At 62.3% G+C, this 13,368-nt stretch carries 7 protein-coding genes; 2 read left to right on the plus strand and 5 right to left on the minus strand.

Features of this window, described 5'->3' with window-relative positions; genetic code table 11:
- Nucleotides 1-4,380, plus strand: a 4,380-nt coding sequence (locus EJ576_RS28950; protein ID WP_126571705.1) for a non-ribosomal peptide synthetase, incomplete at its 5' end; no start/stop codon positions are given.
- A 138-nt stretch (nt 4,381-4,518) separates the two neighbouring features.
- On the opposite strand, the gene EJ576_RS28955 is transcribed toward EJ576_RS28950, so the two are convergent.
- Nucleotides 4,519-6,900, minus strand: a complete 2,382-nt coding sequence (locus tag EJ576_RS28955) for a TonB-dependent siderophore receptor (RefSeq protein ID WP_122726227.1) — start codon at nt 6,898-6,900, stop codon at nt 4,519-4,521.
- Nucleotides 6,901-7,054: 154 nt separating this feature from the next.
- Nucleotides 7,055-8,707: a cyclic peptide export ABC transporter gene (locus EJ576_RS28960; protein WP_016977212.1), complete on the minus strand. Its 1,653-nt coding sequence runs from the start codon at nt 8,705-8,707 to the stop codon at nt 7,055-7,057.
- 199 nt (nt 8,708-8,906) lie between these two features.
- Between EJ576_RS28960 and EJ576_RS28965 the strand changes: the two genes are divergently transcribed.
- The gene (locus EJ576_RS28965) at nt 8,907-9,737 is read left to right on the plus strand and encodes a N(5)-hydroxyornithine transformylase PvdF (protein WP_123476671.1); all 831 of its coding nucleotides are present in this window, start codon (nt 8,907-8,909) and stop codon (nt 9,735-9,737) included.
- Between the two features lie 57 nt (nt 9,738-9,794).
- On the opposite strand, the gene EJ576_RS28970 is transcribed toward EJ576_RS28965, so the two are convergent.
- From EJ576_RS28970 to pvdM, 3 genes are read right to left on the minus strand one after another with little or no spacing between them, the layout of a single operon-like run.
- Nucleotides 9,795-10,655, minus strand: a complete 861-nt coding sequence (locus tag EJ576_RS28970) for a formylglycine-generating enzyme family protein (RefSeq protein WP_123476673.1) — start codon at nt 10,653-10,655, stop codon at nt 9,795-9,797.
- A 34-nt stretch (nt 10,656-10,689) separates the two neighbouring features.
- A complete protein-coding gene (locus EJ576_RS28975; protein WP_126571706.1) occupies nt 10,690-11,964 on the minus strand; it encodes an aminotransferase class V-fold PLP-dependent enzyme in 1,275 nt (424 codons plus the stop codon).
- An 18-nt stretch (nt 11,965-11,982) separates the two neighbouring features.
- Complete coding sequence (gene pvdM / locus EJ576_RS28980) at nt 11,983-13,332, minus strand: pyoverdine-tailoring dipeptidase-like protein PvdM (RefSeq protein ID WP_122726220.1); 1,350 nt, start codon at nt 13,330-13,332, stop codon at nt 11,983-11,985.
- Nucleotides 13,333-13,368 lie beyond the last annotated feature (36 nt).

Genomic DNA, 13,368 nt, shown 5'->3' on the forward strand with positions numbered 1-13,368 from the left:
ACCTTGCGCCGTGCGCTGAAAACCCATCTGCCGGATTACATGGTGCCCGCGCACTTCATGTTCCTGGCGCAGATGCCGCTGACCCCCAACGGCAAGCTCGACCGCAAGGGCTTGCCGCAGCCGGACACCGCGCAGTTGCAAGGCGTCTGGGTTGAGCCGGTAACGCCGTTGCAGCAGCAGGTCGCGGCGATCTGGGCGCAGGTGTTGGGGGCCGAGCGTATCGGCTTGAACGATCACTTCTTCGAGCTGGGCGGGCATTCGTTGCTGGCCATGCAGGTGATCTCGCGTGTGCGGCAACTGCTTGGACGAGAGGTCGCCTTGCGTACCTTGTTCGAGGCGCCGCAGTTGGAAGGCTTTGTGTTGGCCTTGCAGGCTGCGGACCAGACGCTGGCGCCGCCGATGCTGGCGGTCGGGCGTGACCAGCCGTTGGCGCTGTCGTTTGCTCAGGAACGCCAGTGGTTCCTTTGGCAACTGGACCCGCACAGCGCGGCTTACCATATTCCCAGCGTGTTGCGCCTGAACGGGCACTTGGATCAACAGGCCTTGCAGCGCAGCTTCGACGCATTGGTGATGCGTCATGAGAGCTTACGTACCCAGGTCCACCAGGACGGCGAGCGTGCGGTTCAAGTGATTCGCCCAGCCACTGCGCTGGTGATTGCACGGGCAGATGCCGACGCCGCCCATCTTCAACAGCAGGTCGAAGCCGAGATTGCCCGGCCCTTCGACTTGCAGAGTGGCCCACTGCTGCGCGTTACCTTGCTGCGCCTGACTGACGATGAACATGTGCTGGTGCTGGTGCAGCATCACATCGTGACAGACGGCTGGTCGATGCAAGTGATGGTCGACGAGTTGGTACAGCTATACGCCGCCTACAGCCAGGGCCAGACGCCGCAGTTGCCGGAACTGGCGCTGCAATACGCCGATTACGCGCACTGGCAGCGCCAGTGGATGGCGGCGGGCGAGCGCGAACGTCAATTGGCGTATTGGCAGCAACTGTTAGGCGGCGAACAGCCGGTGCTGGAACTACCCACTGCGAATGCGCGGCCGGCGGTGCAAAGCTACCGTGGCGCCAGCCTGCAACTTGAATTGCCGCCCGCGCTGGCGGCCGGGCTCAATGCTCTGGCGCAGCGTGAAGGCGTCACGTTGTTCATGGTGTTGCTGGCGTCTTTCCAGAGTCTGCTGTACCGCTACAGTGGCCAGCAGGACATCCGCGTCGGTGTGCCAATCGCCAACCGCAGCCGGGTTGAGGTGGAACGCCTTGTCGGGTTCTTCGTCAACACTCAGGTGTTCAAGGCGGATATCGATGGGCAGCTCTCTGTCGGCCAATTGTTGCAGCAGGTCAAGCGCCGCAGCCTGGACGCCCAGAGCCATCAGGACCTGCCGTTCGAGCAATTGGTGGAGGCCCTGCAACCAGAGCGCAGCCTCAGCCATAACCCGCTGTTCCAGGTGATGTTCAACCACCAGAGTGAGGCGGGGCTGATGACGTCGGGGCAGTCACTGCCGGACTTGCGCGTAGAAGGGCTGGATTGGGGCAGCCAGACCGCGCAGTTCGACCTGAGCCTGGACACCCAGGCTTCGGCGGAGGGTATCCACGCCACCCTGACGTACGCGACCGACCTGTTTGCCCCCGCCGTTCTCGAGCGCATGCTGGCCCATTGGCAGAACCTGTTGTGGGGCATGCTGGATGATCCGCAACAGCGGGTCAGCCAGTTGCCGCTGCTGGAGCCTGTCGAACAGCAGACCCTCGTAAGGCAATGGAATGCCACGGCGCGCGACTATCCACAACAGCCGGTGCATCAATTGATCGAAGCGCAGGTTGCGCAGACGCCGGATGCCCCCGCACTGGTCTTCGCCGCGCAGCGCCTGAGCTATGCCGACTTGAACCGGCGCGCCAACCGCCTGGCCCATCGCTTGATCCAGGCTGGCGTCGGTCCGGACGTGTTGGTCGGATTGGTCGTGGAGCGTTCCATCGAGATGGTGGTCGGCCTGCTCGCCGTGCTCAAGGCCGGCGGTGCCTATGTGCCGCTGGACCCGGATTACCCGCCTGAGCGCCTGGCGTACATGCTTGAAGACAGCGGCGTGAAACTGCTGTTGACCCAGTCCCACCTGCTGGAACAACTACCGCGTGCCGAAGGCATCGAATGCCTGTTGCTGGGCGACTCTGGGTTCGAAGACTTCCCTGACACCAATCCCGGCCTTGCGCTGGACGGCGAGAACCTCGCGTATGTGATCTACACCTCCGGCTCCACCGGCCAGCCCAAGGGCGCGGGCAACCGCCATTCGGCGTTGACCAACCGCTTGTGCTGGATGCAAGAGGCCTACCACTTGACCCCTCGCGATACGGTGTTGCAGAAGACACCGTTCAGCTTCGACGTGTCGGTTTGGGAGTTCTTCTGGCCGTTGATGACCGGTGCGCGCCTGGTGGTCGCGGCGCCGGGGGATCACCGTGATCCGGCGAGGATGGTGGCGCTGATCAACGCCGAACAGGTGACGACGCTGCACTTTGTGCCATCGATGCTGCAGGCGTTCATGCAGGACGCGTCCGTCTCCAGTTGCCAGAGCTTGCGCCGCATAGTGTGCAGCGGTGAAGCGTTGCCGGTGGACGCGCAGCAACAGGTCTTTGCCAAATTGCCTGCGGCCAGCCTGTACAACCTGTACGGGCCGACGGAAGCCGCCATCGACGTGACCCACTGGACCTGCGTCGATGAACAACGCGACACGGTACCCATCGGCCAGCCGATCGCCAATCTGCAGACTTACGTGCTGGATGCCCAGTTGCAAGCGGTCCCCGTCGGCGTGGCGGGCGAGTTGTACTTGGGCGGCCTGGGCCTGGCGCGCGGCTACCACCGCCGTCCCGCGTTGACTGCTGAGCGTTTCATTGCCTCGCCGTTCGAGTCGGGCGAGCGCTTGTACCGCACGGGTGACCGTGTGCGCCAGCGCGCCGACGGTGTGATCGAATACCTCGGGCGCCTGGATCACCAGGTCAAGTTGCGTGGCCTGCGTATTGAACTGGGTGAAATCGAAGCGCGCATCCTCGAAACCGCTGAAGTCCAAGAGGCGTCGGTGCAGGTGGTCGATGGCAAGCATCTGGTCGGCTATCTTGTACTGCAAGCGCCCGGTGAGCACTGGCGCGAACCGCTCAGTGCGCACCTTGCGGCGCATTTACCCGACTACATGGTTCCGGCGCAGTGGGTGTTGCTGGAACAGATGCCCCTGAGCCCGAACGGCAAACTGGACCGCAAGGCCTTGCCCAAGCCCGACGCGTCTCAGCACCAGCAGGTGTTCCGCGCGCCACACACCGAGCAGGAACAGCGCCTTGCAACGATCTGGGGCGAGGTGCTGGATGTCGAGCGCGTTGGCCTGGATGACAACTTCTTTGAACTGGGCGGTCACTCGCTGCTGGTATTGATGCTCAAGGAACGCATCCGCAAGGCCACCGGCAAGACGCTGTCGGTCAGCCAATTGATGCTTAACCCCACGGTCGCAGGGCAGGTGAATTGCCTGGGCAACGGCGCGGGGCAGTCGCTGATCGTCAAGCTCAACAGCCAGACCGAAGGCACGCCGCTGTTCCTGTTCCACCCAAGCTACGGTTCGGTGCATTGCTACAAGGCCATCGGCCTGGCACTGCGCGAGCAACGGCCGGTGATGGGCGTGATCTGCCGCGCGTTGGCCGAGGAGGGCAGCGCCGTACCGAGCTGGCAAGCGATGGTCGAGGACTACACCGGGCAATTGCTCGATGCGTTGCCCGAAGGTCGCTATCGTCTCGCGGGCTGGTCCATGGGCGGTAACCTGGCCATGGAAGTCGCCTATGCCTTGGAGCAAGCCGGGCGTGAGGTGGAAGTGGTCGGCTGGATCGATGCTTCGCCGCCTTACTGGCTCAAGGCTTACTGGGACGCAGCGGTGATTGCGGATGACGATGATCTGTCGGTCAACCAGCGCCGCGTTGAACTGTTGCAGGTGATGTTCCCGGCGTCGAGCCAGCAGATCCACACCGCCTGGTTGGACAGCCAGGCATTCTTCAGTGATCAAGCGCAGCAATGGCAGGCACTGGGCGCCTGGGCTGAAGAGGCGTTGGGCGAGACGTTCCGGGAAATCAAGGCAAGCTTGCTTGAAGGGGATGAAGCGCAGATCTCCTGGGAGCTAGACCGCACCCTGGGCCAGCGGCTCAAGGACGCCGACTTCAAACCGCTCAAGGCGCCGATCCGCTGCTGGTGGGCCGCCGGCAGCCGTGCAGGCCAGCATCGCCAATTGATTGAAGCGACCATGGAGCAGGTGGTGGGCCAGGGGTGTGTCCAACAGTCGGTGCTGATCGACTCCACCCACGATCGCATCATCGATAACGCTGCGTTTGTGCAGAGCTTCGCCGATGCGATGAAGTAACGGTCGGCAGCAACCCAAGCCCCTGGCCTCTACGGCCAGGGGCTTTTTTGTGCCGGGTGTACGGGCAGGCAGGCACTAAAAAGCCCCTGGTCATTGCGCATGGCCAGGGGCTTGGTTGGAACCGCTAGCGTCTATGCATCAGAAGTTCCAGCGGGTGCTGAGCATGATGTTACGCGGGTCACCGTAGTAGACCGAATTGTAGAAGCCGATGTTGGTGTAGTACTTCTTGTCGAAGATGTTGTTGACATTGAGGCTGGCCGATACGTTCTCGGTGACCTGGTAACGGGCCATCAGGTCCACCAGCCAGAGCGGATCCTGGGAGAGTTTATCCTGGCTGCCGGTGGTGTAGTTGTTGGTCAGCACCTTCCAGCCCGTACCCTGCCAGCGCACGCCGCTGCCCAGGGTCAGCTTGTCGAGGGCGCCGGTCAGCTTGTAGCTGGTGTAGAGGTTGATTTGGTCTTCCGGCTCCCAGGTCGAGAGTTTTTCACCGTCTTTGTCGCGCATGATCTTGTGCGTGTAGCCCGCCTGCAACTGCCAGCCGGGGGCCAGCTCGCCGGAGACTTCCGCTTCATAGCCCTTGGTCTTGGCCTCGGTGCCCTTGGACGCGTAGTCAAGACCAGGGTAGCTGTCGGGTATGTAGTCATTGTCGTCGATGGCACGGTTTTTCTCGTGTACTTCGAAGTAGGCGAGGCTGGCGTTGAGGCGGCCATCGAAGAATTCGCCCTTGAAGCCGACCTCATAGTTCTTGCCTTCATCCGGTTCGATCGGCTTGTTGTTGCGGTCGCGGTAGTCGTCCTGAGGCAGGTAGATCTCGGTGAAGCTGGCATAGGCCGAGAGGTTCTCGGTGAAGTCGTAGGTTAGGCCGGCGTAAGGCACGACCTTGCCGGTGTCCTTGACCTGGCTGGTGCCGCTGACCTCGTAGTTGTTGACTCGGGTACCCAGGATCAGGTGCCAGTCATCGGCCAGGCTGAAACGGCCGGTGATGTACTGGGCGCTCTGGCGGGTCAGCTCGTCGTTGCGCTTGGTCTGCGGGCCACGGTCAGGCTTGGGTGCGTCGCCGTCCCAATCGAAGTAATCGTGGCTGTTGTTGTAGTTGGTGGCGTTGGTGTAGTCGCGGCCCAGCCAGCGGGAGCGCGAGACCGAGGCGCCGACCACCAGTTCATGCTCGCGGCCGAACAGGCTGAACGGCCCGGTGGCGTACAGGTCGCCGGTGTCGCTGGTGGTCTCGCCATTGTAGGTACGCGTAAGCAGCGAAGCCTTGCCGGTGGCTGCGTTCGGTGCTAGCAGGGCGGACAACGGTGCCTTGTAGCCGTTGATCTGGTGGTTGTACTGCGCCTTGCCAACCCAGCCGTTATCGAACGTATGTTCCAGGGTCGCGAACCCGGTGCGGGTGTACTGGGCCCACTTGCTGTACTTGGCGCCGTTGTTGAACGAACGCGAGGTGCTGATGCGGTTGCCCTCGGAATCATACAGCGACGCTGCCCCTGACCAGCTGGAGCCTTGTGGGTCGCTGTCCTGGTAGTCACCGCCGACGGTCAGCAGCGTGTCCGGCGCCAGATCGAATTCCAGGATGCCGTAGTACACGTTGGTCTTGCGCTGGTAGTGATCGAGGAACGTGTGTTTGTCCTGGTAGGCCGCCACCGCACGGCCGCGCACGTTGCCGGATTCGGTGAGCGGACCGCTCACATCCACTTCCGAGCGGTAGTTGTCCCAGGAACCGGCGCCCAGGTCGATGTAGCCCTTGAATTCCGAGGTCGGCTTCTTGCGGACCATGTTGATGGTGCCGCCAGGGCCACCGGCGCCGGTCAGCAGGCCGGTCGCGCCCTTGAGGATTTCGACGCGGTCGTAGATCACTGTGTCGGTCAGGGTGTGGCCGGACGAATACTGGGCGTCTTGCAGGATGGGAATGCCGTCGTACTGGAAGTTCTGGATGGCAAAGCCACGGGAGAAGTAGCTGGTGCGTTCGCTGTCATACGCGGCAACAGTGATGCCGGGGGTATGGCGCATCACGTCGTCGATCGACTTGAGGTTGAAGTCATCCATGGCCTGGCGGGTCACCACCGAGATCGATTGCGGCGTCTCCCGTGGCGTCAGCACCATGCGGGTCGCGGTCGCGATGGTTCCGGGTGTATAGGAACCCGAACCTTCGGTAATGGTGCCGAGCTGGTTGGCGGTCACCTGGGTGGCGCCCAGCTCCAGGGCGGACGAGCGGCCGGCAGTCAGTGTCATTGTGTTGCCTTGCAGGTCGAAGTCCACGCCGGTGCCGGTCAGCAGCGTGGTCATGGCCTGGCCAGGCTGCAACTTGCCCTTGACCTTGTGGCTGCGTTTGCCTTCGACGTCGGTCGGGCTGTACAGCACTTGCAGGTTGGCCTGCTTACCAAATTCTTGAAGAGCGCTACCCAGCGACTGTGCAGGGACATTCAGCTCGATCTCCTGCGCCTGAACATAACCGGCGACTGGCAGCGTCAGCGCAACGGCAATCGCGCCAGGTAGCACGTGGGTGTTCAAGAGGCGGCGCATGGAGAGTGCCTTGCTCAAGGGACTCAGACCAAATGTTGCTGGCATGGGTGAATTCTCTTCTAGGTATTTAGTGGGCAGATTTTAAATATTTGTTGGGGTTGGTTCTCATTACCACTAGTGAGACGTTCCTACCTGCAGAAACCGGAAAAGAAATTCACGCCGGTTCCATTTCGTGCACCACTTGGCCGGCGCGCAGGCGCACCAACTGGTCGGCGATGTCGAAGTAGCGGTCGTCGTGGCTGATCACGATGATGGTCTTGCCCAGGCGCTTGAGGTCCGGGAGCAACTCGGTATAGAAAACGCGGCGGAAGGCCGGGTCCTGGTCGGCGGCCCATTCGTCGAACACCAGCACCGGCCGTTCTTCCAGCCAGGCATTGACCAGAGCCAGGCGCTTGCGCTGGCCGGTGGACAGGTCGGTGGTGCTGAACACGCCGTCCTTGACGCTGACCTTGTGCGCGATTTCCAGGCGCTCCAGGTACTTGGTCGCGCTGTCCAGTGACTGGGTGGCGCTGCCTTGGACCAGGTCATCGAACAGGTAATAGTCAGCAAACACCGTGGTGAACAACTGGCGGTAGTCGTCGCGCGCCGGATCGGTCACGGTTTCGCCATTGAGGCGAATTTCCCCGGCCTGGGGTTGGTACAGGCCCAGCAACAGCTTGATCAGGGTGGTCTTGCCGCAGCCGTTCTCGCCCACGATAAACACGATGTCGCCCTGCTTGATGCTCAGGTTGATCGGCCCAAGGTGGAACGGTTGGCTGCCTTCCACCGGCGGCGGGCTGTAGCTGACGCCGCGCAGTTCCAGGCTGTTGACTACTGGCGTGGGGGCTTCGCTGCCATCCATCAACAGGTGGGGTTCGGGCGACGAGAAACGGTCGGACAATTCGGTGATACGCGCAAACGCAATCCGCGCCTTGCCGATGATTGGCAAGTAACCCACCACGTGCTCCAAGGGGCCTTTCATGTACAACAGCACCAGTACGAAGCCAGTGATCACCGCCGGGTCCGGGTTGGGGCTGTAGGCCTGCATCGCCAGGGCCAGGCCGATGACCACGAAAAACAGCATCGAGCCGAAGGTTTTGGCGACGATATAGATGTTCACCGAGCGCACCTGGATATCGCTGATGCGGTCGGCGGTTTCCTGGATGCGGTGGGTGTTCATGCGGTAGCGGCGGGGCCGGTGGATGCGCAATTCCTTGGCGCCCGAGGCGATTGCGGAATAGTAGCGTTGCAGCTCGTCTTCCTGGTCGCGGGCCTCATCGAAACCGCGAATGCCCTTGGCACCGGCGATGAATTGCACGCTGCTGCCAATGATGATGGCGACCACCATCATCAGGAACATCGGCACCGACAGGTAGGCCAGGTAGCCCAGGCAGCCCAGGGTCACCGTCGTTGCGATGGCCAGCGGAGTGAACGCGAAGGAAAAGTCACTGATGGTGTCGACGTCATGGGTCAGCACCGGAATCAGGCGGTGGGAGCGGTACTGTTCGATCTGTTCGATGGGCGCCGACAGCACCTTTTCACCCAGGTCCTTGCGCAGGGCCGCGATAATTCGCTGGCCGACGTAGTTGGTGCCGATATCCGAGACGATCGAGCTGGTCAGGGCCAACAGGCACAGCGCCGCAAACGTCAGGATCACCCCCTGCGTCATCCCGGTCGTAGAGTGCAGGGCGTTATTGATCGTCGCCAGCAGCAACGTGATGGCCAGGCCGCCGGCCATGCCCAGGGCGACGGAGACCGTCACGATGGTGCGAAAGGGCCTGAGCAATGCGAGCAGACCGTTGAAGGCGCCGCGCTTGGGGTCGGTCATAAATACTTCCCGGAAAGTGAAAAAAGAGGGGGCTGGGCACACAGACCCTTACCCATGACAAACGAAGGATTGGCGCGACTATTTAGCTCGGTGTGCCGGGCGGTGGCGGGGGTGGATAAATTGCACGGGGGCTGGTTCGTTCTTGTGGTGTAGGCGCACGCGTATTGGCGTGCCTGATCTATCCAGCGAGAGCGAAACAATGACGAAAAAGAATCTGGTGTACGTGTGGTCCCTGCGCAATGCCGCGGCCGACAAGGCCGGGCAGCCGGTGGCCTACAAGGATCATGAGCGCTACATGATGTCGGTGCTGGAATCCCTGGCGGGGGCGCTGAACGACACGCCGCTGGGCGAGGCCTACAACCTGGTGGGCGTGGTGTATGACGATGACGAGCAGAACCCGCGGGATCAGCAATTGGTGGCCGACTACGGTTTTGCCTACCAGCCGGGGCGCCAGTGGCTGTATCCGGCCGACCTGCGCGTGCAGGGGCGGCTGGTCAATGACTTGCTGCTGAGCGTGCCGTCGACCTATCGACGCCTGCCACGGGGCAGTGCGGAACATATCGCCGGCAAGCAGGATTTCGAACGCCGCCTGCATGACACGCTGGTGGAATTGAAGGCCGATATCGTGGTACTGGACGGCCTGCTGGTGATCCTGGATGAGCTGGTGCGCCCCGGTGCGCCGTTTGCCCGGCGCATCATGAATATCCATCCGGGCATTACCCGTATTGAATCGCCGTACGAGCGCCGTGGTGCCTACGCCACCTGGAACGCCTTGTATGGCGCACGTGGTCTGACGGTTACGGATTGGGCGACCAAGGCCACCACGCCTTCGGAACCGCTGTACCTCACCGGTGCCTCGTTCCACTACGTCGACAACGGCATTGATTCGGGTGAAGTGTTCCACGACGTGCTCAAGACCGAGATCACGCCGGAAGACACCATCCTCGAATTGCGCTGGAACAACTTCAACAACAGCCTGTTCCCGGCGTTGCATGAAGGGCTGGCGTTGTTGGCGCAGAAGGGAATCTAAGCGGGCACGGTTAAGAATGTGGGAGCGGGCTTGCTCCCACATTAAATCTCCTGGGTGTTACAGGTCGCGCACTACGCGGAACCCAATCCAATCCCCCCGCGTCTGCGGATAGATGGTGTTGCGATTGCCCGAGCGCGAAAATACCGGCGCCTCACCCCAGTCATTGCCCCGGATCATGTAGCCCTCGCAGTTAGGCTCCATCCACGCGCTGCCATCGGTAGGCGCGCCGATGTAGTTGGGGTGTTCGCAGTCGGCCACTCGTTCGTAGACGTTGCCATGCATGTCGTACATGCCAAACGCATTCGGCGGGTAACTGCCGACCGGCGACGAGTAGCTGTAGCCATCTGCGGGGCCATAGGTATTGGCGTGCTTGGCGATGCTGTAGTCCTTGCCTTCATCGAACGGGAAGGGGAACGGCCCGGTAGAACCGGCGCGCGCGGCGTACTCACGCTGGGACTCGCTGACCATGTGGTACTGCTGGCCGGTCTTTTTCGACAGCCAGGCCACATAGCTTTTGATGTCGTCCATGTCCATGCACACCGCCGGCTGACGCGGGCCTTGGGGATAGCGCGGCTTGCTGGCGATGCATTCGCGGCCGGGGCGGGTGTCGCCATCGGCGATCTTCACGCCGGTCTGGCGCACGTAGCTGTCCCATTCGCCGGCGGTGATGTGGAAGCGGCTCATGGCGAATGGCTTGGCGAAGGTCACCTCATGCATCGGGCCTTCATCCGGCTCGCGGCCGACTTCATCCTCGGGCGTGCCCATGGTGAAGGTGCCGGCGGGCAGCACCACCATTTCCGGGCAGTCCTTGCAATCCTTGAACACCTTGCCGGGTTGCGGCGCGGCGGCCTGGGCCAGGTTGGGCAGCAAGGCGCCGCACAGGGCGGTGAGCGCCAGGGCCGTGAGGGGTTTGTTCATGTGGGCCTCTCATTCAAAGGGGAAAAGGTGTGCGTCACGCCCGCTGGCTCAGCAAGGTCATGAAGCGCTGGATCTCGGCGGAGGAATTGAGCAGGCCGGGAGCGGTGCGGATCACCGGGCCGACATCGCGGTCCACCGCGTCGATCACCACGCGGTTTTTCATCATGTAGGCCGCCACGGCATCACTGTCCTGGCCTTTGACGCGGAAGAAGGTGAAGCCAGCGGACAGTTCAGGGCTGTGCGGGGTGACCAGTTCAATCTTCGGGTGGGCCAGCAATTGCTCTTTCAGTTCGGTATTGAGTGCGTGAATCCGCGCCTGCACCTGCGCCTTGCCCAGTTGCAGGTGCAGCTTGAAGGCCTCGTCCGCCGCCCAGCGATGCTCGAAGGCGTGGTAGCCGCCCGGGGTCATGCGGGTGGCGAAGTCCTTGTCTTCGGAAAAGGTCGGCACCATCGGGGTCACGTCGTTGTTTTGCGGGTCGCGGGCGCAGACCAGGCCCGTGCCGCGTGGGCCGAACATCCATTTGTGGGTGCCGGCGATGAAAAAGTCGCAGTGCATGTCCGGGAAGTCGAGGTTTTCCACGCCGAAACCGTGCACGCCGTCCACCACATAGAGGATGCGGTCCTTGTCGTCACGGTTGCGGTTGTGTTCTTCCACCAGCTTGCCGATCTCGCCGATGGGCAGCTTCACGCCGCTGCCGGACTGCACCCAGGTCATGCCGAGTACGCGGGTGTTGGCGCGGATATTACGCTGGATGTTGCCCAGCACCTCGTCGACCGATACGCGGTTGGCGTTGTCGAACAGGCGAATCTTGCGGACCTGGGTCTGCTCCTTGCGCACCCGGAAATCCAGGCTGAACTCGGTGGCGTAGTGTTCGTGGACGGTGGTGAGGATCTCCTGGTCAGGCCGCACCTTGATCCCGCCATAAATCATTGCCAAGCCTTCGGACGTACTTCCGGTCAGGGCGATTTGCGGTGGTGTAGCCTTCAGGTAGCGGCCAGCCCACTCGCGCACCTGGCCTTCGCGCTTCCAGGTTTCCTGCAGGTCCCAGTCCATGGCCAGCCCTGGGTTGCGGTCGATCTGCGCGCGGTAGCGCTCGATGGCCTCGCGCACCGGCTTGGGGTGAGTTGCCACCAGAAAGTTGGAAAAATGCAGGTAGTCCGGGTCCTGGTTGAACAGTTGCTTGAGTCCCGTCCATGGGTCATCGGTTGCTGCGTTGGCGGCGATGGCCTGCGGAAGCAGGGCGGCGCCCAGTGGCAGGCTGGCGGCAAATACCCCAGCCTGCTTGAGAAAGGTACGGCGGTCGGTCATGGACGGGCTTCTAGATGATTAGCGGTTGGCCAAGGGCTTGGCGGCTTTTTGGACCTGGTCCCACACCCGCAGGAAGTTGCCTCCCCACAGCTTGGCGATATCGGCTTCGGAGTAACCGCGCTGGATCAGTTCGGCGGTGACGTTGCGTATTTCGCCGACGTTGTTCCAACCCTGGACGCCGCCGCCATCGTTGAAGTCCGACGACAGGCCGACATGGTCGATGCCGATCTTGCGCACGGTGTAGTCGATGGCATCGCCCAGGTCCTTGAGGGTGGCCTTCGGTTCTTCATCGAGGATGCCGTACAGCGCGCTGGCGTACTCGCCGAACTTGTGTTCCGGCCAGGCGGCGATGATCGCGTCGCCCGGCATCAGCGCCACGGCCAGGTTAGGCAGCGGCGGCAGGTCGAAGCGTGCGCGCAGGGCGTTGAGTTTGTCCTGGGTCGGCTGGCTCAGCGGGCGCAGGTAGGCAGAGAAGCCTACGATCTGCACCACGCCGCCACTGTTTTTGATCAGTTGCAGCTCTTTGTCGCTCAGGTTGCGCGGGATATCCACGGAGGCGCGCGGCGCCGAATGGGACGCCACCATCGGCGTGCGGCTCAATTGCGCCACTTGCTCCAGCGCCTTGGTCGACATTTGCGACACATCGATGATCACCCCCAGGTCATTGAGGCGGTGCACCGCTTGTTTGCCGATGTCCGACAGGCCATCAAGGGCGTCGGTGGAATCATTGAAAAACGGCAGTGGTCGCGATGAGTCGGACCAGGCGTTATTGCCCACATAGCTGAAGCCGAACATGCGCATGCCGCGCGCCGCCCACAGGTCCAACTGGTTCAAGTCGTTGCCCAGCGGGTAGGCGTTGAGCATGCTGATAAAGATCGCAAACTTGCCTTCGCCATGCAGGCGCCGGAAGTCATCCGGGGTGTAGGCGATGGCGACCTGATTGGGGAAGTCGCGCACCATGCCGCTGATGATCTTGTAGCGCACTTCCTGTTCGTTGCGCGCGGCCTCGACAAAACCGTCGGTGGGTTTGTGCGGGGCGTTGGGGCCGTTCCAGATTTCCGGCCAGCCGAAGATGGTCAACGCTGCGCCGGACAAACGCCCGCGTGCCGCCTTGATCAGGTCGAACTGGCCTTCGCCGTCCTTGTCCGCCTCGTTGCCGGCGGTGCCGAAATCCACGGGCACGGTGATATGGCTGTCGAACGACAGCAGCCGGTCCTGCATTTCGTTGGCCTGCTTGATCACCGCCAGCGGGTAGCCGGCATTGCCCTTGAACCAGTGATCCCAGACCAGGAAACCGGCCCCGGCCCCGATGGCCAGTGCCAGCGGCAGGCCGATGTACAGCGCCTTTTTCGAACGTGGTTTTGTCATTGCCATCTCAGTCAGTTGAGGCCTTCGCTATCAGGG

Origin of the sequence: Pseudomonas sp. C 49-2, assembly GCF_003970195.1 — a bacterium.
Lineage (GTDB): Bacteria > Pseudomonadota > Gammaproteobacteria > Pseudomonadales > Pseudomonadaceae > Aquipseudomonas > Aquipseudomonas canadensis.